Here is a 19,471-nt window from a genome sequence, read left to right as displayed (position 1 = left end):
AGTACACTCAGGCCAGCAAGAGGAGACAAGATGCGCAGCGCCGAATTCGATCGTCAGCATGTGTTGCAGCAGGCCATGGCCCTGTTCAGCACCAAGGGCTATGCCAAGACCACCATGCAGGAGCTGGTCACCGCCACCGGCCTGCATCCGGGCAGCCTGTACGCCGCCTTCGGCAACAAGCGCGGCCTGCTGACCGCCGTGGTGGATCATTACATCGACAACAAGCGGCAGAAACGCCAGGAATGTCTGGCCGCCGCCGACGCCCTGGAAGGCATCGCCGCCTACCTGAACCAGGTGCTGAGTGACACCCTGAGTGGCGCCTGTCTGCTGGTGCGCACCCTGATGGAGCTGGCCGAGCAGGATCCCGCCTTACAGGCGCAGATCCAGGGCAACTACCAGGAGGTGGCCGCCGATCTGCGGGCCTGTCTGGGGCGGGCCCAGCAACAGGGTCTGCTGGCGGCCGATGCCGATCTGGCCCAGCTGACCACCTGGTTGGCCGTCACCCTGCAGGGGCTGATCAATGTCGGCCAATGCAACCGCCGACAGGCCGAGTTGCAGGCCGTCATTGCGCTGCAGATCCAGGCGCTGCGCCAGGGCGTCGGCGCGCCATAAGCCGCCAGACTCCCTCGCCCCCCAACAGGGCCACCGCCAGCCAGATGGGACCATAGGTCCACCACTGCTCGGCGCTGAGGCTCTCCCCCAGCAGCAAGGCCGCCACCACCAGGAGCACGGGCTCCACGTAGCTCAAGAGGCCAAACAGCGGCAGGCTCAGCCGCTCGCCGGCCAGCATCATGCACGACAACGCCACCGCGCTGATAAAGCCGAGCCCCAGGATGAGCCAGGCCAGGCGTCCCCCCTGCCACAGCTCCAGCGGGCTGTGCTCCAGAGCAAACCAGAGCGCCACCGGCAGGCTCAGCAACAGATCCCACCAGAGCCCTCCCAGGGAGGGAATGGCGCGCCAGCGGCGCTGGGCAAAATAGACGGGATATCCCAGGCAAACGAGCCAGGTGGGCCAAGCCAGGGCCCCCGCCCCCAGCAGGGCGTGCCCCACCCCCAACAGCGCCAGACCGCAGGCCAGCCACTGGGGGCGGGAGACGGGATCGGCAAACAACAGCCGACCGGTCAGCACCAGGGTCAGGGGCAGCAAAAAATAGCCCAAGGAGACCGCCAGCCCCTGGCCGTTCACCGGCGCCCAGAGAAACAGCCACAGCTGTACCCCCAGCATGGCGGCCGAAGAGAGCAGCCAGAGGCCGGAGCGCCAGCCCCCCAGGGCCAGCCGGCGAGCGATCTGCACCACCTGGCCCCAGCGGCCACGCACCAGCAACAGCAGGGTGAGAAACGGGAAGGTCAACAGCACGCGCCAGCCATAGATGGCCTCACCGGAGAGGGGCCGCAACCAGCCGGTGTAGAAGTACAAGAAGGCAAACAGCAAGGACCCCATCAAAGAAACACTGACACCCGCCACGACTCCTCCGTCTACCTGGGGCAAAGTGCCGCCATGATAGGCCGAGCGCGACAATCTTGCCGGGGTTTTTATGGGGATCCGGCTGCGGTGGCGGCGCCTGTGGTCAAGGCCCCTGCACCACAGGGACCATGGCTGCACCAAACAGGCGCGGTCGGTGCCGGTGCGCGGTGACAAACGCCCCTGGCAGGCACGGCGCGCTTTGTGCAGAATGCACAAACCAGGCGGTTGGGTCATTCGACAGGCCGAACAAGCCGGCGGAAGTCAGCCTCACCAGCTCAGCGTCTGGCATGGCCGTTGCCTTCCTCTGCCTGGCGCATTGGGGCGCCCATCCATTTTAAGGAAGCCTGATATGGAACAATCCGATTATCCGTTGAGCGAAGTGCCCAACGAGGCTCGCAAGGGACTGCTCTCCACCGCCGTGGTGCTGCTGGGCTTTACCTTTTTCACCGCCACCATGTGGGCCGGCGGCTCATTGGGCAAGGCCTTCAGCTTTGGCGAACTGATGGGGATCATCGTCGTCGGCAACCTGCTGCTGGGGGCCTACGCCGCCACCCTGGCCTATATCGCCGCCAAGAGCGGTCTCAACTCAGTGCTGATGGGGCGCTTCTGCTTCGGTGAGGTGGGCAGCAAGCTCTCCGACTTCATCCTGGGCTTCACCCAGATCGGCTGGTATGCCTGGGGCGCCGCCACCATAGTCGAGGTGCTGGTGAAGACCACAAGGCTGGACCCGGCCTGGAGCACCCCACTTATCATCTTCTTCGGGCTGGCCTTCTGCATCACCGCCATGGTGGGTTACCGCGGCCTGGACTGGCTCTCCCGCATCGCCGTGCCGCTGATGATGCTGTTTATCCTCATCAGCCTGTACACCGGCCTCACCCAGATCGGCGGCCTTGATGGCCTGATGGGACAAAGCCCCAGCGAGCAGATGAGCCTGGCCTCCGCCATCACCGTCATCATAGGCACCTTCGTCAGTGGCGGAACCCAGGCCACCAACTGGAGTCGCTTCGCCCGCACCCCCAAGATAGCCGTGCTGGCCACGCTGGCGGCCTTCTTCGTTGGTAATGGCCTCATGGTGCTCACCGGTGCCCTGGGCACCCTCATCTACCAGCAGGCCGACATAGTGGACGTCATGCTGGCCCAGGGCTTCGTGGTGCTGGCGGTGCTGATGCTGTTTCTCAACATCTGGACCACCCAGGACAACACCATCTACAACTTCGCCGTGGCCGGCTGCAACCTGCTGCGCACCGACAAGCGCCGCCTGGTGACCCTGGGGGGCGCCGTCATCGGCACCCTGCTGGCCTTAGGCGGCATGTACAACCTGCTGATCCCCTTTTTGGTATTGCTGGGTACCTTTATCCCGCCCATCGGCGGCGTCATCATGGCGGACTTCTGGCTCAAGCATAAGGGACAGTACCCGCGCCTGGCCGAGGCCCGTCTGCCGGCCTTCAACTGGTGCGGCCTGCTGGCCTACGTTCTGGGCTCCACCGCGGCCTACTTCTCGCCCCTGGTACCGCCGGTGGTGGGCGTGGCGGTGGCGGTGATCGGCTACGGTGTGCTGCTGCGCCTGCCCCTGGCCAGTCCGGCCCTGGCAGTCAAAGAGAGCTGAGGCAGGATTATGACGATTCGCTGCGCCGACATTCCCCATCTGCCCGGGCTGGAGAGCATCCGCCTGCGGGCCGGCCTGCAGGGCTCGCAACAGCCCATCCGCTGGCCCTATGTGGTGGAGAACGACACCCTGGCCCCCTGGGTACAGGGGGGGGAGCTGGTGTTTGTCACCGGCATCAACCACAGGCGCAGCGAAGAGAACCTCAAGCAGCTCATCCGCGAGGGGGTGGAGCGGCAGGTGGCTGGCATGGTGATCCTCACCGGTCCCGAGTTCATCAAGGAGATACCCGGGCCTGTGCTGGCCCTGGCCAATAGCCTGAACTTCACCCTGCTGGAGCAGCCCTACGCGCTCAAGATGGTGCTGGTCACCGAGGTGATCAGCAATGCCATAGTGCAGGACAACCTGTTGGGCCAGTCGGTGCGCCTGTTCCTCTCCCGCCTCATCAACGGCTTTGCCGAGGCGCCGGAGCTCATTCACCTGCGGGCCGGCGAGCTGGGTCTGTCGGACAGGCAGCCCTATGTGGTGCTGGCCCTGCGGGCCGAGTCACAGGACCCGCAGCCGGAACCCGGCTGTGCCCTGCTCCACCGGCGCCAGCAGTTGGAACAGGCCCTCTCAGACCTGCTCCAGCGCCGGCATGTGGACTGGCCCGTGCTGGGGCAGGATCAGGATCTGCTGGCCCTCTGGCCCACCCAGGAGAGCCGCGCCACCGCCCTCGACGAGGAGCTGCGGCAGGCCCTGGCGGTGCTGACGCGCCAGTTCCCGGATCTGGCGCTCCATCTGGGGATCAGTGAACTGACGCCGGATCTCAGCCGGCTGGCCTGCGCGGTGGATCAGGCCCGTCAGGCGGTGCAATTTGGCCAACAGGCCGGCAGCCGCCTGTTTTATTCCGAACAGCTGGGCATAGCCCGGCTGTTTGCCGCCATCCCCCAGCGCAACCTGCTGGCCCAGTTCTGCCGCGAGCAGCTAGGCGTGCTCTGTTTTGCCCGGGAGGGGCAGCCCTGGGAGCTCAAGCAGACCCTGAGCCAGTACCTCAACCAGCTCAACAATCAGCAGGAGGTGGCCCAGCAGTTGGGGATTCACCGCAATACCTTGAGCTACCGCCTAAAGCGGATAGAACAACTCACCGGCCGCAGCCTGAGCGACCCCTTCAGCCGTCTCAATCTGCAAAATGCCCTGCTGATCGAACAAATTTTGTTGCAGCATCACCATATTCATCAGGCCCAGCCCTGACCGACAGCCAACGAGGTCCGTATGCAAATCATCAATGCCCGCCTGCGCCATCAGGCGGCGCTCCATACCCTCACCATAGAGGATGGCCGCTTCAGTGCCATCGAGGCCCAGGCCGGAATGCGGGCACCTGAGTCCGGGCAATACGACGCCCAGGGCCTGCTGGCCTGCGCCCCCTTCATCGAGCCCCACATTCATCTGGACGCCGCCCTCACCGCCGGCGAACCCAACTGGAACCAAAGTGGCACCCTGTTCGAGGGCATAGAGCGCTGGGCCGAGCGCAAGCCCCTGCTGAACGAAGCCGATATCCGCCGTCGGGTGCACGAGACCCTGGAGCTACTCATCGGCCAGGGGGTGCAGCATGTACGGACCCATGCCGATATCTCGGATCCCAGCCTCGTCGGCCTCAAGACCCTCTGCGCCCTGCGGGATGAACTAAAAGAGAAGATCCACCTGCAGGTGGTGGCCTTCCCCCAGGAGGGGCTGCTCTCCTATGACGGCGGCCTGGCGCTGATGGAAGAGGCCATCGAGGTGGGGGCCGACGTCATCGGCGGCATCCCCCATTTTGAATACACCCGGGAGCTGGGGGTAGCCTCCATGCAACAGGTCATCGCCCTGGCGGTCAAACACGACAAGCTGGTGGACGTGCACTGTGACGAGACCGACGACGGCCAGTCGCGCTTTTTGGAGGTGCTGGCCTACGAGACCCTGAAGGCCGGACTGGGCGCCAGGGTCACCGCCAGCCACACCACCGCCATGCACTCCTACGACAACGCCTACTGCTCCAAGCTGTTCCGCCTGCTCAAGCGCGCCGACCTCAACTTCATCGCCTGCCCCACCGAGAGCATTCACCTGCAGGGGCGCTTCGACAGCTATCCCAAGCGCCGGGGCGTCACCCGGGTCAAGGAGCTGGACAAGGCGGGGCTCAACGTCTGCCTGGGCCAGGACTCCATCTTCGATCCCTGGTACTCCCTGGGTAACGGCAAGCTGCTGCGCACCCTGGACTTCGGTCTGCACATCTGCCAGATGATGGGCCACCAGGACTTCAGCCGGGCGCTGGACTTCATCACGGACCACAGTGCTCGCACCCTGCAGATCCCCGACTACGGCATCGCCGTGGGTAACCCGGGTAACCTGATCCTGCTGGAGGGGGAAGACGACTACAGCGTGCTGCGCCGCCAGGGGGATGTGCGGCTGTCGGTGCGCCAGGGCCAGATCATCGCCCAGCGCGCCGCCGTCCCCCTGCTGACCCCGCCCTGGCTCACCCGCTAACCCAGCACGGGCGGGGTCCCAAGGCCGCGATGCGGGCGGTGCCCGGGCCGCGGCGGCGCCAAGGTCGTGCCTTGGCGCGACGTCGGTGAGGGGGGGATGAGGTGAGGGTCAGGGCAGGTAACGGCCTATGATGCGTTGCAACTCGCCGCTTTGGGCCAGCTGGCCCAGCACCCGATCCAGCGCCTGGACCTGGGGCGCATCCTCCTGGCGGAACATGAAGCGAAACCCCACCTTGGGCAAGCCCACGTCCGCCATGTGCAGGGAGGCCAGTGGCGGGTTGGCGCGGATCAGCCACTGCCCCACCGCCTGATTCACCACGGCGCAGTCGGTACGATGGGCCAGCACCTTGCGCAGCATGGCCAGCTCCGTCTTGGCATCCTGGCGGGTAAACTCACCATCCAGGAAGCCTGACGCCAGCTCCGGATAGGCATATCCCAGCTTGGTCCCCAGGATCAGACCATGCAGATCGGCCAGGTTCTGTGGCTGCCGGGTATGGCAAAACAGCACATCCCCCAGCATCAGCACGGGTTGAGTAAAGGCATACTGGCTCGCCTTGGGCTCCCACTCCATGGCACGCGGCGTCACATCCAGATCGTGGGCCGCCAGGGCCAGGTTGACACGTTTGCGGGGAAACTGCCGGGGCGTCACACTCAGCCCCAGCTCGCCGCTGGCGCGCTGCAACACATCCAGCATGATGCCCCGGGCCGGCAGGCCTTGTGACGGCAGTATCATGTAGGGGGGATAACCGGCCGGCCCCATGTTAAAGCTGATCTCCTGGGCGAGACAGCCACTGCCAAGCAGCAGGGCGGCCCCTGCCCACCAGCCACGCATCACTGCCATTGGTGGATACCTCTTGTTGGCGTATGCCGGCATGCTGCGGTGGAACCCATGCCAAGCGTGTCGCGGCAGCATACACTAGCGAGCCGTGGGGACAAGAGACAGTCGCCATCCTGGCCAGGCGAGCCAGTCTGACGAGATTCAGTGGCATGGCACCGGTCACGTCCCAGGGCTAACGCCCGGCACCTACTTCATAATTTTGCTTGTGACATTGATACAGGAAACGGCGCAGCTGCTCCCTGGGCTCAGGGGCCATCTCCATGCTGTAGGCGACGCTGCCGCTTTGCGTGCGCCGGACCTTGACGCCCCGCAGATGCAGCAGCTCATGGCTCTCTGGCAGTCGGAAGTCCAGCTCGAGAAACTCCGGCGCTGCCTCATCCTGCATATCGATACAAAAGCCAGTGGAGGAGAGTTCTGCTAATTCGCAAGGGTGCGGATCATCACCACTGCACACCGGCAAGGGGGCCGGCAGCTTGAGTCGCCAGTTGCGCAGTCGCGCCCCCAGCTCAAAGATCTCGGGGCTATGCAGTTCAAGCCGAAAGGAATGGGTCTCATCCATCACCACCTCTACCGGGAAAACCAGCTCGTGCTGGCGGTAGAGGGTCACCAGCTTGAGTTCGTTGGCCAGCCCCAGGCGGGCCAACAAGGCGTTGGCATGGCTATCCCCGCCCAACTCGATGACGGGGGTGTCGGCGGCGTCGATCTGACTCGCCCCGCACTCCAGCTCCCGGATAAAGGCCAATTCTTCGGCCGTCAAAAGTTGTTCATGCGCCATATCCCACCCCACAAACTTTGCCGGAAAGACCCATGTTATTCAGTTACTTATCTGGAACCGGCATAGACACGCTCTTGACCCCACCCACCTGAACGGTGTCAGACATGACCATTGGTCAATAAACAAGCTCACCATACTCTGCCCTTAGCACACAAACAAGCCACTGGCAACTCAGCCATGGCCAAAATTTGTATGGCCCTGGACCGGCCTAGGTCACACCGGCGATGGGACACGCTGGCGCATGACACAGGGGGCATGTACAAGAACGGCAGGTGCAATAGCCACAAGGAGACGGGCAGAGATGGCCCTTGGGGGTATATGCAGATACGTCACATAACCCCCCTCTGGAGAAACTCGTTCAACTCAGTTGAGCTGCATCAAGACGAGCTTGCTCTTCCAATTCATCTAGCCGCGCTAGCAGTGCTTTTAGGGGGAGTTCTCGATTAAACCACCAGTCAGTCGACCAAATTCGGTGAATATTCCAACCTAAACCTTCGAGCACCATCTGGCGAAGTCGGTCACGATCTCGGGCACTTGGCGCGGAATGATAAGTAGCACCATCACACTCGACACCCAATAAAAATTTGCCAGGGGCATGCGGATTGACCACTGCCATGTCAATACGATAGCCGGAGACCCCGACTTGCGGCACAACACGCCACCCACGATTTCGCAATGCTTCGATGACCTGTAATTCAAGAGGGCTGTCTGGCTCCCGCCCCGTTGGGGTCGATTGCTTGGCCAAAACTCGGGCACCATGCAGCGCAAAATCCAGATAAGCTTTCAGGTCTGCCACTCCCCTGGCGTTAGTGCGCGATAAATCGATATCCTCTGGACGTAGACTTGAAAAAATCTTGACCTTGTGACGGGCTCGGGTCACTGCCACGTTAAGTCGACGGTGGCCACCCTCCTTGTTCATAGGACCAAAGTTCATGCTCAACTTACCGTTTGCATCCTTGGCAAACGTGACTGAGAACAATATGATGTCTCGCTCATCACCTTGGACATTTTCCAAGTTTTTGATGAAAAGTTCTTCTGAGTCTGCCTGCGCGATGGATTCATCCAGCTGTCGATTCGCAAGGCGTCGTTGATCCAACAATTTCTCTATTAACGCCTGTTGTGTGGAGTTAAAGGTGATTACACCGATGGAAAACTCCTTGCCCGCTCCTGAGAGGTAATGGCGCTCAATCTCATCAACAATTTTGGCAGCTTCAATCTTGTTAGTTCGAGATTTTCCAGGTTCATAGACTCCCTTTGAATCAACAAACTCCACCGAGTTATCTGTTTCCACGGGACTTGGGAAGGTAACTAAATCCGAACCATAGTACTGGTGGTTGCTAAAGGTAATCAAACCTTCGTTGCGCGAGCGATAATGCCAAGCCAGACGAGACAACGGCATGCCGCAAGACAGGCATTCATCCAGAATTGACTCCATCTCTATAATGGTTTCATCGTCAAAGTTGCCAGAGGCATCCGAGGAACTAAAGAAGTTGGTTGGAGGCAACTGTTTGGGATCACCTACGCAAATCAATTGGTTACCCCGCGCAATAGCGCCAACCGCATCCCATGTTGGAATCTGTGATGCCTCATCAAAAATAACTACATCAAAGGTCTGGCTGCTTGTATCCAAATACTGCGCGACTGATTGAGGCGACATCAGCAGACAGGGCTTCAGGCGGGACAAAACTACTGCGGATTTTTTAAGCACCTCGCGGATAGGCCTGTGCATCTTCTGCTTTTGCGCTTCATGGCGTAAAAAACCTACTTCGTTTTTTAAATCACCAGACAATTCGGAGCCGTTCGGAATTTTGCTACGTAGCTTGGCCTGAACATACTGGACGGTGAGTTTCTGAAAGCGCTCATCCGCCTGCTGAAACTCTGCAATCTTATGGGCTTGTGATGCACCAGAGAAGTTAGCAAGCAAGGGCTCTCTATCCAAAATACGCTTCAACCACCAGCTCGCATAAGACACCACAAAATGTCCCTTTAAATCGGCAAGATCTACTAGGCCCTGCTCAACTTGATCAATCAGGCCCTGCAAGCCCAGTGACAGCGCCTTGGAACGTGAGTCGTTCCAAACACACCATGGCTGAATTTCCTGCTTATTCGTTTGCCACTGAGCCTGCGTCGACCGTATACGGCTCAGAATCCCAATTTGGGTCACACCACCTAAAAATTCATTATTGTCAGCGAGATCCTCAAGACAGTTGTACGACGCTGTGAATGCCGAGTAAGCGTCACAATAAGCCTGCGCTACGTTGTAGAGATGCCCGCCAGGAACGAAGGAATCACTTTGATCAGTAAGCAGAATGCGAAGCGAGTTTCTTGCTATTTCAAGGCGCTCCATCTGTGCGTCAAAGGCTTTTTGCACGGATAATGCCAGGGCTTCCATCCAACGAAGATGAGCTGCGGCCTTTTCCCAATCGGTATTTTCAGCCTTGAAAACAACACCCAAGCAAGTTGCTCCAACTACTGCATTCTCGTGAAGGTACAGATCCTCTTCATTTAATTTGGCCAAATTATCAAGGAACGAATCCATCGCCTCATCGGTCACCCGAGCCTTATCTAGACTAAAAAGTCTAATTTGATTAGAGACTTTGCGCTTGGTAAACCACTTCTTGGGCCACCAATCCTGATAAGCGCTTCGCCAATGAAGTTTCAGAGGTGCAGCTTTCAGCGTTTTTAGTTCCGAGTCATAGTTATGGAAACAAGACCAGAGTGATGTGCGAATCTGACCATGACGGATGAGATCGCCAAGTTTCTTACGCTCTTGCGCACTGAAAACCTGACTGGCTGACTCCATTGGCACCTGTGAGGCGCTGAGCAATGCATTTGCAAGTTCATCAATGGACTGAAGTTGATTCAAAGTTGCAAGGTTTGCGTCGATTTTTACGAGTGCTGAAAAGTCCTGCACGCGGGCCTCGAGATTGCAAACTTGCTCAGCACATTGCTGAGCCGCCTGTAACAGGTTGTCCTGCCACGAGGGAGTCCACGTTGTCTTTTTCACTTCATTGAGAGGATGTTGCGCTATTTTTGAAAGACGGGTGGCGAGCGCCGCTAAATCGCCTACGAAATCTTCCAGATTGCATTTTTCTTTGTAATCATGCTCCTCTGGGTCGGCCCAGTCGAATCGAGCTGGTTCCTTGTCGCTCGCCAACGTCCAACCCATAGCTTCGTAGACAGTCAACCCGTTTCGATGTGTCTGGTGCAGTGTTCTTACCAGAGCATTCAGTTCGTTTCTGAGCGCGGCTAACCGCTCTGCCTCACGTTCCCAGTCAGCCACGAGTTTGTTGTCGGCACAGTCGAGTACCTGAACGAATTGCTTGGAAATCTCTGATTTCTTTGCTTTGGTCGAATGAAGTTCCAGACAGAACTCAGCTAGCCCAATGTCGGTCAAGCGATTGTGCACCACCTCCAAGGCGGCCATTTTTTCAGCCACAAAGAGCACGGTCTTACCATTCGCTAGAAAGTGGGAGATAAGGTTGGTAATGGTCTGGGACTTGCCCGTTCCAGGAGGCCCCTCCACGACCATGTTGCGACCTTTCTCAGCAGTGCAGATCACCGCCAATTGAGACGAATCAGCCAGCAACGGTGTGTATAGCGATTGAGGTGCAAAATCGCGATCCAAATCCTCAGGTCTGACCGCTTTGGTGTCGTCCTGGAAGTTCTCGCCGTGATGGTTTACCAAATGGTCCACCACCTTATTTTGGAGCAAATCCTGCGTGTTTTTGGAAAGATCCCGCCACATTAGGTACTTAGCAAAAGAATACAGTCCGAGATAAGAATCGCCGATGACTTCAAAACCTTTCAAGTCCTCAACTTTTTTCCTTAATGTCGCAAAAATTCTGTCTACATCCACGCCGGAATCATCAGTTGGCAGTTGTCCGTCGACATATGGCAACGCGATGTCGAATGTTATTGCCAGCTTTTGCAAAAGTGTGGGGTTAAAGATTGTCTCCTCATCCAGCCGTTCTAATCGGATGCCGGAGCCTACTGCACCGCGCTTCAATTTCACAGGCACTAAAAGAATGGGTGCTTTCAACACAGTCTCAGCCTCGGGCGCTTCTTTCCAGCATAAGGTACCCAACGCGAGATATAAGCTATTGGATCCAGTCTCATCCAAGGCGTTTTTGGCCTCTCGGAATATGACCGTGGCGTAGTCCTGTAGTTTGTCTTTTTCTACATCAAAGCAGATCTCTTTCTTTGGCAGCACGGACTTTGCATGCTGCTCGGCCGAGGTCATGCCGTGCTCGGCTTTGAATTCGTCCTCACTACGAGGGTCACCCATGTCAGCCATCGAACGCTTAGCCACGAGTTTAAATTCACCGCCTGCAGCAAGCGCGTCCTCCAGATCGCCTGCGTCATGAATCACCACTTTCAGGAATTTTTTGCTGGGTTTGAAGTTCAGCAGACGATTACGCAGGGTCAGGTCAAGCAATTTAGATTTCCAGTTTGCCATGCGACCTTCCGGCGTGTTGTCGGTCATCGCGTTTTCGGTGGTTATGACGCCAGGATCTAGTGGGGGCAATTCCGGAACATCTTCAATTGTGGGTCCGCCAAGGGCTAGAACCGCTCCAGGGTCGACAGTACCTTTACCTACAGCTGCGGCAGCGCGCATCGGACGAATGTGGTTCTGGCGAGCTCTCTTAATGTCAATGGCGTATTCAAATGTATGCTCATGTGCTCCTTCTAGGTAATGCGCAGCATCGGCAATAGCCTTTTTCATGGAAGCAGCCTGAGGAATCACAGTGGTCTCAAGCGTGAGAAATTCTCCTGAGGCAATCCGCTTTCTCACGTCTTGAGCACAGTCTTCAACAGGGTTGGAAAAGAACGAATCGACCAACCAAACCCCGACCCACGCGTGACCTTCTTTGACCAATATCACGGGGTTTAAACCCGCCTGCTCCAGACAAGCCGCCAGGAGTACGCTGGAGTCCAGACAAGTCATCATCTTACCATCAAGGATCTGGGCGGTTGTGCGAATCTTCTGCCCAGATCGTTCAAAAGAAGCTGGCGGCGGAGCATATTGGAAACCCATATTTGCCAACGTCTGGTAAATTGCATTTACCTGTTTCCAAACATACTCGCGGTTCTTGCTCTGATATCCATTCATGCTCAATCCTGCAGATGATTTGAGCAAAGATGAGGCGGCGCACAGAATGCGATCCACTTCTATGGGGGCAGGTTGAACATGCGCTGCCAAGAGTTCAGGTAAACCAAGAGCGGCTCCCCACTCGTTGCGCGCCAATACGCGGATTGGCTCGTAGTGCACTAAAGGTTCTTCGCCTTCTTTGACCACGTTAATTATGATGTTGCCAGACTCGGCCTCATCTAAATCAAACAGATAATCGTGTTTTAACGAGAGATTTAGTTGAACTGAATTGAAAGTTCGAGATTCTTCAGCACCGAACACATCAAAGGTAAATCGTTTGGGCTCGAAAAATGCTGGATTGGCGCTGATTTGCAAATCCACCTGCCTGAACGGTTGCTCGGTCTTGTTACGAATTATTAGGCGCTGAATCAGCGGAATGTTATTTTGGGCAGCGGCATAATTCATTACTTTTGCCGACTCGATTGACACATCAAAGGCATCTCTAAGCACTGGGGCTGCGGACAGCACCTCCGCATGCACCATGACATCTTCATTTGGTAGATTTTCGGATGAGTCACTCATGTGTAATTTCCTTGCACTTCAATAGCATAAATATAAATCACAAGTTCCCCACTGAAATCGAGCCCCCAAAACACTCAATTGAGAGTGGGTTATGTACTTGAACCTACCCTGATAAACGAAGCTGAATTGCCGCCATCTCATGCCTCCCCTTCCGCCAACAGCTCAATGCTCACCTCAATGTCCTTCTTCCCCTGAAGGGCGGCAGCGTCTGGTAGAGGAACGCAGCAGCAGGATCCCATGTGTAGAAGCTTGGTGAGTTATTCACCTGATAGCCACGCTCAAACTCGCTGTAAAAGGCATAGCCAATCCTTTCGGCCATATGTTTTCCTTGGTTACTTGTTTCGGTATTTCTTCACGGCATTGAGAAAGAAGGCCTGCAGCGGCTCGTTGGAGGTATTAAGGTCCTCTTCCGCCTTGACGTGATCGCCCTTCAACTCCTTCCACACGGCATAGGCAGGCGCCTTATCAGTCTCGATAAGCGCTTGTTCTTCTTCAGGTAGGTCGCTTAGGTTCATTGGGGATCCATCTCCGAAAGAAGCCAACATTGCCAGATTCTTAAGATACGTAAATTGATCCGGTTCTGAATAGCCATGAGTAATCTAAACACTTCCAACCTACTTTTGTTATCTCACCCGCAGAGTGAGTTCCTGTTCTTCCTCCTGCTCTTCGCTCACACTAGCCCGTTGCCATGCAAAGACGGTACTGAACCGGAAGGTACGGCGCCCCGGTTACACAGCCGTGCATGGGTATGTTGGGTCTTGTCAGCAACTAATCGCAGACAGTAGCAGGCCGTAGTAAGCCGCTTCGCCAAGATATGGACAAGAAAGCCAAAACGGTAAGGAAAACAGAGGGTGTTAGATGAAGAGCTTAGGAAGAGAAGCCTTCTCTATCAGTCTGATTAACAAGGAAAAAATGAACTTTCTGAATGGTGCCCGGTGCCGGGGTCGAACCGGCACGCCGTTGCCAGCGAGGGATTTTAAATCCCTTGTGTCTACCAATTTCACCAACCGGGCGAGAGGATATACAAGAAAAGATGGAGGCGCGTTCCGGAGTCGAACCGGACTAGACGGATTTGCAATCCGCTACATAACCGCTTTGTTAACGCGCCTTGAATTTGGAGCGGGAAACGAGACTCGAACTCGCGACCCCGACCTTGGCAAGGTCGTGCTCTACCAACTGAGCTATTCCCGCATGACGATAGTGGTCAGCGACAGGAATTCTAACCAGCTGGCCGGGTGAGTCAACCCATCAGATACCATCAGCCACGCGTTTGCTCTATTTTTGAACGAGTTAGCGCCTTTAGACGGACTTAGCTGCCGCGCCCCAGCAGATCGCCCCGCGCCGCCTGCAGATACTGCCACATGGAGGAGAGGGTCAGCACCACCGCCAGGTACAGGAGCAAATACGCCAGCCAGACCATCCAAATGTTCATCTGCCAGATGAGGCCCACCAGGGCCACCATCTGAATGGTGGTCTTCCACTTGCCCATCCAGCCCACCGCCACCGAGGAGCGCTTGCCAAGCTCGGCCATCCACTCCCGCAAGGCGGAGATCAGGATTTCGCGTCCTATCATGATCAGTGCGGGAATAGTGACGATAAAGCTATGATATTGCTCGACTATCATAACCAGTGCCGAACAAACCATGATCTTGTCGGCCACCGGGTCCAAGAAGGCGCCGAAGGGAGTGGTCTGGTTGAGCCGTCTGGCCAGGTAGCCGTCGAACCAGTCGGTAATGGCCGCCAGCACGAAGACCCCGGCTGCCCAGAGATTGGACCATTGGAACGGCAGGTAGAAGAGGACGACAAAGACAGGGATCAGCAGGATCCGAAACAGGGTCAAGATATTAGGAATATTGAGCATTATGCCAGCCACCGCAGAGTTGCCGACTCATGTTGCCCGAAAGGCCTCAATGATGCAACGCATCGTGGATCTTCTGTGCCAGATCCTGACTGATGCCAGGGACTTTCGCCAACTCCGCCACGCCGGCATTTTTCACCTCCTGCATGCCGCCGAGGTACTTGAGCAGCGCCTGACGCCGCTTGGGCCCCACCCCCTCGATGCTCTCCAGCCCGCTGCTCACTCTGGCCTTGGCCCGCCGGTTACGGTGCCCAGTGATGGCAAAGCGGTGGGATTCATCTCGTATGTGCTGAATGAGATGCAGGGCCGGCAAGTCGTTTTCAAAGTGCAGCTGCTCGTGGCTCTCCCCCAGGATCAGGGTTTCCAGCCCTGGCTTGCGGCTCTCCCCCTTGGCGATCCCCACCAGCAAGGGACGTTTGCCCGCCAGGTTGTCGCTCTGAGCCGCCAAGATCTCTTCGGCCCGCTGCAGTTGGCCCAGCCCACCGTCGATAAACAGCACATCCGGGATCCGCTCCGCCGGCAAGGGCTTGCCGAAGCGGCGGGTCAAGGCCTGGGCCATGGCCGCGTAGTCGTCCCCTCCCGTGATGCCGCTGATGTTGAAACGGCGGTATTCGCTCGACAGCGGCCCCTGGCGATCGAACACCACGCAGGAGGCAACGGTCGCCTCCCCCTGGGTATGGGAGATATCGAAACACTCCATGCGGGCAATGGGCTGCTCCAGCTCCAGCAGCTCCTCGAGCTGGGCAAAGCGCTGCTCCTGGGTCGATTTGTGACTCAGCTTGCTGGCCAGCGCAGACAGGGCGTTGGTGCTGGCCAGCCGCAGGTAACGCTGCCGCTCGCTGCGCACCCGGCTGCTGACCCGCACGCCATAGCCCGCGCTCTGGCTCAGGGCCGCCGACAGTAGCCCTTCGTCTTCGAGGCCGCGATCCAGCAGCACCTCCGCCGGGATCTGGCGGCCCGACTGACCCGCCAGATAAAACTGCAGCAAGAAGGCTTCCAGCACCTCCTCTTCCTGGGCGTCCGCCGGCATGGCTGGAAAATAGTTGCGGCTGCCCAGCACCTTGCCCTGACGGATAAACAACACATGCAGGCTGGCCACCCCCTGTTGCTGTGCCAGGCCGATGACATCCAGATCGTCCAGCACGTTGCCGCTGACCGACTGCTGCTCCTGCACCTTGCGCAGGGCCTGGATCTGATCCCGATAGCGGGCGGCCTCCTCGAAGGCCAGCCGACCGCTGGCCTGCTCCATCCTGGCCACCAGATCGCCGATCACCTGCTGATCCTTGCCCTGCAAGAAGAGCCGCGCCAGGGCCACCTGCTGGGCATACTCCTCCTCGCTGACGAGACCCGCCACACAGGGGCCGGCACAGCGTTTGAGCTGATACAGCAGGCAGGGCCGGGAGCGGTTGGCATAGACGGAGTCTTCGCACTGACGGATGGGGAACAGTCGCTGCAGCAGGTGCAGGCTCTCACGCACCGCACCGCCGCTGGGATAGGGTCCAAAATAGTCGCCGGCCTGCCGGCGCGGGCCACGATGCAGAGTCAACCGGGGATGGCGATGGGCCGTCAACAGCAAGAAGGGATAGGACTTGTCATCCCGCAGCAGCACGTTGTATTTGGGCCTGTGCTGCTTGATCAGGTTGTGTTCCAGGATCAGGGCTTCGGTCTCGGTGTGGGTGACCGTCACCTGAATATCCCGGATATGTCGCACCAGGGCGCGGGTCTTCTCGCTACCCACCCGCTGGCGGAAATAGGAGGAGAGCCGTTTGTGCAGATCCTTGGCCTTGCCGACGTAGATGATCTCCCCTTGCCCATCCAGCATGCGATAGACACCGGGTTGATGGGAGACGCTCTTTAGGAAGGCGCGGGCATCGAAGCCCGCCTCAGACGGCACAGACGACTCGGAGCTCATGGCGCGTCAAAGAATTTCGGCATCCAGCATGCCATAGCGAATGGCCATGCGCGTCAGCTCCACATCCCCCTTGATGGCCAGCTTGTCAAACAGGCGGTAGCGATAGCTGTTCACCGTCTTCGGGCTCAGGCTCAGCTTGACCGCGATGTCATTGACCTTGTGGCCCTTGGTGATCATCAGCATGATCTGCAGCTCCCGTTCCGACAGCATCTTGAACGGGTTCTCCGCCTGCTGGGGATCGAACTGGCTCAGGGCGATCTGTTGCGCGATTTCGGGCGAGATGTAGCGCTGCCCGGTATGCACGGCCCGGATCGCCTGGATCATCTCATCCGGCGCCGAGCACTTGGTCAGATAGCCGGCCGCACCAGCCTGCATCACCTTGGTGGGAAAAGGGTTTTCGGTATGAACCGTCAGCACTATGATCCGTGCGTCCGGATTGATGCGCAAGATCTTGCGCGTGGCTTCCATGCCTCCAATGCCTGGCATGTTCATATCCATCAGGATGACATCGACCTGGTGCTCACGGCACCACTGCACGGCCGACTCTCCATCGGTGGCCTCACCGACCACCTTCACTCCACGAACATCCTCAAGTATGCGACGAATCCCTGTGCGTACCAGTTCATGATCATCAACTAGCAATACGCTTATCAATCGAGTTTCTCCGCCTTACAACTGCACGCTCAGGCCCTTGCCTGAACCTTTGGCATCATAACCAAACTGGCGTCGATAGCAAACCGGACCGGTAAAAAGTTGGCCCGCCTCGCACTTGCCAAATGGCACCAACAAAAACCCCCGCCGAAGCGGGGGTGATGGGACACGTTCACCGCCTATTCGGCGACCTTGTCCAGCTGGTGATAGCTGATCTTGGCCTTGGCCCTCAGCTGGGCCAACAGGGCCCGATAGACAGCATCGCCGTAGTTGCGTTGCAGGTTGGCCTGCAGGCGGGACAGCTTATCCGAGTCCTTGTCCGCCTCATGGACGGCGGTCAGGGCCATCAGCACCTGGTCGCCATCGAACAGGCCCACCTGGCTGTAAACCGGCTTGCCCTCTTGCGGCTTGGCCTGCTTGAACAGGGCGGAGACCAGTTGTTGATCCAGGGTCTGATCCTCACGGTGCACACCGGCATGGACGGCCACCTTGCCTTGCTTGGCCGTTACCGCGGCATCGATTGACTCGCCCTGCTGCAGCTTGGCCAACAGGGTCTTGGCTTCGGCCTCAACCGCCGCCAGGGCCTTGTCGTGCTGGATGGCCTTATCCAGATCTGCCTTCACCTCGTCCAGGGGACGAACGGCCGCCGGCTTGTAATCCACCACGTGGATGACCGCAGCCTGCTTGTCGGACAGCGCTATGACCTCGGAGTTGGTGTTCTGATCCCGCAGCTCCTCGGAGAAGGCCTGGGTCTTCACCTTGTCGTTGTTCAGGGGGAACTGCTCGCTGGTCACAGGTTGCAGGGCCAGTTGCTGCACCGGCAGGTTCATCTTCTTGGCCACCTCATCCAGGGAGTCCGGATTTTCGAAGCTCAAGTCAGCCAGTTGCTGCTGCAGATCCAGGAATTGCTCCTTGGCCTTGTCTTCCTTCACCTGCTGACGCACCAGATCCTTCACCTCGGCCAGGGTCTTGACCTTGGCGGGCTCGACCCCCAGCAGCTTGATGATGTGATAGCCAAACTGGCTCTGTACCGGCTCGCTCAGATCCCCAACCTTGGCCAGGGCAAAGGCGGCCTTGTCGAAGGCCGGATCCATGACCCCGGGTTCAAACCAGTCCAGTTCACCGCCGTTACGGGCGGACAGGGTGTCAGCAGAGTCGCTCTTGGCCAGGGCCGCGAAATCGGCACCGGCCTTGAGCTTGGTCAGTTCGGCATCCGCCTTCTTCTGGGCATCGGCATCCTGCTTGGCGAACAGGATATGAGCCACCTTGCGCCGCTCCGGCGTGCGATAGCTGTCCTGGTGCTGATCGTAGTAGGCCTGCACATCCGCATCCGAGGGCTCGATGGCCGCCGCCAGCTTGTCCACGTCCAGCAGCAGATAGTTGATGGCGACCTGCTCCTGGCTCATGAACTGCTTGTTGTGCGCATCGTAGAAGGCCTTGCGCTCCTCGTCCGTCACCTGCACGGCGCCGGTAAAGGCGGCCAGCGGCAGTGTGTACAGCGTGACATCCCGGGTCTGGTTCAGCAGACGATCCAGCAGACGCGCCTCGTCCGGCAGGGCGAATTCGCTCTGGCTGACCGCCCCCATGTAGTCCTGCATGGCCAGATCCTGCCGCACGTTGTCACGGAAGTGTTCCGGCGTCAGGTTGTTCTGCCGCAGCACGGCCAGGTAGAGATCGTTGTCGAACTGGCCGTCCTTCTGGAAGTACGGCATGGCCAGGATGGCTTTCTTGACCTGCTCGTCACCGACCCGCAGCTTGGCATCCTGAATGGCCTGGGTGAGCAGCACGTTATCGATCATGCGCTCCAACACCCCCTGGCGCATGCGCTGCAGGTAGGCAGGATTGTCGGCCAGTTGGGCAAAGTTATCCCCCAGTTGGGCCTCCAAGCGCGAGCGTTCGTTACGATAGGCGTTTTCCAGCGCCTGGGCCGTGATGGGCTCGCCGTTCACCTCGGCAGGATCTGTGTTGGCCGGACGGTTGAGGTAACTGCCGATCCCCGCCAGGGAGAAGGAGAAAATGATCAGCCAGAAAATGATCTTGGCTATGCGGCCCTGTGCGCCATCGCGCAATTTATCCATCAGCATGAATCTACTTATGCTCCCGATGCAGTGGACATAGATATCAAAAGGCGCATCCAGTGAGATGCGCCTCGGTTAACAGCCTTAGAGCTTCAATAAATTGAGTCTTCGCGTAA

General features: G+C 58.3%; 14 protein-coding genes and 3 tRNA genes. 4 read left to right on the top strand and 13 right to left on the bottom strand.

Annotated features, from left to right (window positions below; all coding sequences use genetic code 11):
- The first annotated feature begins 30 nt into the window (after window positions 1-30).
- Window positions 31-612, top strand: coding sequence for a TetR/AcrR family transcriptional regulator (locus ABHF91_RS08205; RefSeq protein WP_409422967.1), 582 nt, complete (start codon window positions 31-33; stop codon window positions 610-612).
- Here ABHF91_RS08205 and rarD read toward each other — a convergent pair.
- A complete protein-coding gene (rarD, locus tag ABHF91_RS08200) occupies window positions 563-1,465 on the bottom strand; it encodes an EamA family transporter RarD (RefSeq protein WP_409422966.1) in 903 nt (300 codons plus the stop codon). The genes ABHF91_RS08205 and rarD overlap by 50 nt on opposite strands.
- A 349-nt stretch (window positions 1,466-1,814) precedes the next feature.
- On the opposite strand from rarD, the gene codB reads away from it, so the two are divergent.
- Genes codB through codA form a run of 3 tightly spaced genes read left to right on the top strand, consistent with a single transcriptional unit; the run spans window position 1,815 to window position 5,570 of the window.
- Entirely contained in the window at window positions 1,815-3,071 is a 1,257-nt protein-coding gene (codB, locus tag ABHF91_RS08195; RefSeq protein WP_409422965.1) for a cytosine permease, read from the top strand.
- A 9-nt stretch (window positions 3,072-3,080) separates the two neighbouring features.
- Window positions 3,081-4,301: a PucR family transcriptional regulator gene (locus ABHF91_RS08190; RefSeq protein ID WP_409422964.1), complete on the top strand. Its 1,221-nt coding sequence runs from the start codon at window positions 3,081-3,083 to the stop codon at window positions 4,299-4,301.
- A 21-nt stretch (window positions 4,302-4,322) separates the two neighbouring features.
- Window positions 4,323-5,570, top strand: coding sequence for a cytosine deaminase (gene codA / locus ABHF91_RS08185; RefSeq protein WP_409422963.1), 1,248 nt, complete (start codon window positions 4,323-4,325; stop codon window positions 5,568-5,570).
- Between the two features lie 108 nt (window positions 5,571-5,678).
- On the opposite strand, the gene ABHF91_RS08180 is transcribed toward codA, so the two are convergent.
- The 12 genes from ABHF91_RS08180 to ABHF91_RS08125 all read right to left on the bottom strand — a co-directional run bounded on the left by ABHF91_RS08180 (window position 5,679) and on the right by ABHF91_RS08125 (window position 19,361).
- Window positions 5,679-6,410: a substrate-binding periplasmic protein gene (locus ABHF91_RS08180; RefSeq protein ID WP_409422962.1), complete on the bottom strand. Its 732-nt coding sequence runs from the start codon at window positions 6,408-6,410 to the stop codon at window positions 5,679-5,681.
- Between the two features lie 169 nt (window positions 6,411-6,579).
- Window positions 6,580-7,182, bottom strand: coding sequence for a PilZ domain-containing protein (locus tag ABHF91_RS08175; protein ID WP_409422961.1), 603 nt, complete (start codon window positions 7,180-7,182; stop codon window positions 6,580-6,582).
- Between the two features lie 358 nt (window positions 7,183-7,540).
- Entirely contained in the window at window positions 7,541-12,856 is a 5,316-nt protein-coding gene (locus tag ABHF91_RS08170; protein WP_409422960.1) for a DUF4011 domain-containing protein, read from the bottom strand.
- Window positions 12,857-13,025: 169 nt separating this feature from the next.
- Entirely contained in the window at window positions 13,026-13,175 is a 150-nt protein-coding gene (locus tag ABHF91_RS08165; RefSeq protein ID WP_409422959.1) for a hypothetical protein, read from the bottom strand.
- A 13-nt stretch (window positions 13,176-13,188) separates the two neighbouring features.
- The gene (locus ABHF91_RS08160) at window positions 13,189-13,371 is read right to left on the bottom strand and encodes a DUF3283 family protein (protein WP_409422958.1); all 183 of its coding nucleotides are present in this window, start codon (window positions 13,369-13,371) and stop codon (window positions 13,189-13,191) included.
- A 411-nt stretch (window positions 13,372-13,782) separates the two neighbouring features.
- Window positions 13,783-13,869 (bottom strand) — tRNA-Leu (locus ABHF91_RS08155).
- 21 nt (window positions 13,870-13,890) lie between these two features.
- Window positions 13,891-13,964, bottom strand: a tRNA-Cys gene (locus ABHF91_RS08150).
- Between the two features lie 7 nt (window positions 13,965-13,971).
- Window positions 13,972-14,047: transfer RNA gene (locus tag ABHF91_RS08145), tRNA-Gly, on the bottom strand.
- A 118-nt stretch (window positions 14,048-14,165) separates the two neighbouring features.
- Window positions 14,166-14,717 (bottom strand): CDP-diacylglycerol--glycerol-3-phosphate 3-phosphatidyltransferase, encoded by a 552-nt coding sequence (gene pgsA / locus ABHF91_RS08140; RefSeq protein ID WP_409422957.1) that lies wholly within the window; start codon window positions 14,715-14,717, stop codon window positions 14,166-14,168.
- Window positions 14,718-14,763: 46 nt separating this feature from the next.
- The gene (gene uvrC, locus ABHF91_RS08135) at window positions 14,764-16,626 is read right to left on the bottom strand and encodes an excinuclease ABC subunit UvrC (RefSeq protein WP_409422956.1); all 1,863 of its coding nucleotides are present in this window, start codon (window positions 16,624-16,626) and stop codon (window positions 14,764-14,766) included.
- 6 nt (window positions 16,627-16,632) lie between these two features.
- The gene (gene uvrY, locus ABHF91_RS08130) at window positions 16,633-17,280 is read right to left on the bottom strand and encodes a UvrY/SirA/GacA family response regulator transcription factor (RefSeq protein WP_409422955.1); all 648 of its coding nucleotides are present in this window, start codon (window positions 17,278-17,280) and stop codon (window positions 16,633-16,635) included.
- 176 nt (window positions 17,281-17,456) lie between these two features.
- The gene (locus ABHF91_RS08125; protein ID WP_409422954.1) at window positions 17,457-19,361 is read right to left on the bottom strand and encodes a SurA N-terminal domain-containing protein; all 1,905 of its coding nucleotides are present in this window, start codon (window positions 19,359-19,361) and stop codon (window positions 17,457-17,459) included.
- Between the last annotated feature and the right edge of the window lie 110 nt (window positions 19,362-19,471).

The sequence above is a fragment of the Pseudaeromonas aegiceratis genome, from assembly GCF_046254905.1.
GTDB classification, from domain to species: domain Bacteria; phylum Pseudomonadota; class Gammaproteobacteria; order Enterobacterales; family Aeromonadaceae; genus Pseudaeromonas; species Pseudaeromonas aegiceratis.
Note: the sequence above shows the minus strand (reverse complement) of the source record. Positions and strands in the feature narration are given on the sequence as shown.

Excerpts from the sequence above, each read along its gene's own strand:
- ABHF91_RS08205 (WP_409422967.1), top strand. The coding sequence starts at position 31 with ATGCGCAGCGCCGAATTCGATCGTCAGCATGTGTTGCAGCAGGCCATG.
- codB (WP_409422965.1), top strand. The coding sequence starts at position 1,815 with ATGGAACAATCCGATTATCCGTTGAGCGAAGTGCCCAACGAGGCTCGC.
- ABHF91_RS08190 (WP_409422964.1), top strand. The coding sequence starts at position 3,081 with ATGACGATTCGCTGCGCCGACATTCCCCATCTGCCCGGGCTGGAGAGC.
- codA (WP_409422963.1), top strand. The coding sequence starts at position 4,323 with ATGCAAATCATCAATGCCCGCCTGCGCCATCAGGCGGCGCTCCATACC.
- ABHF91_RS08180 (WP_409422962.1), bottom strand. The coding sequence starts at position 6,410 with ATGGCAGTGATGCGTGGCTGGTGGGCAGGGGCCGCCCTGCTGCTTGGC.
- ABHF91_RS08175 (WP_409422961.1), bottom strand. The coding sequence starts at position 7,182 with ATGGCGCATGAACAACTTTTGACGGCCGAAGAATTGGCCTTTATCCGG.
- ABHF91_RS08170 (WP_409422960.1), bottom strand. The coding sequence starts at position 12,856 with ATGAGTGACTCATCCGAAAATCTACCAAATGAAGATGTCATGGTGCAT.
- ABHF91_RS08165 (WP_409422959.1), bottom strand. The coding sequence starts at position 13,175 with ATGGCCGAAAGGATTGGCTATGCCTTTTACAGCGAGTTTGAGCGTGGC.
- ABHF91_RS08160 (WP_409422958.1), bottom strand. The coding sequence starts at position 13,371 with ATGAACCTAAGCGACCTACCTGAAGAAGAACAAGCGCTTATCGAGACT.
- pgsA (WP_409422957.1), bottom strand. The coding sequence starts at position 14,717 with ATGCTCAATATTCCTAATATCTTGACCCTGTTTCGGATCCTGCTGATC.
- uvrC (WP_409422956.1), bottom strand. The coding sequence starts at position 16,626 with ATGAGCTCCGAGTCGTCTGTGCCGTCTGAGGCGGGCTTCGATGCCCGC.
- ABHF91_RS08125 (WP_409422954.1), bottom strand. The coding sequence starts at position 19,361 with ATGCTGATGGATAAATTGCGCGATGGCGCACAGGGCCGCATAGCCAAG.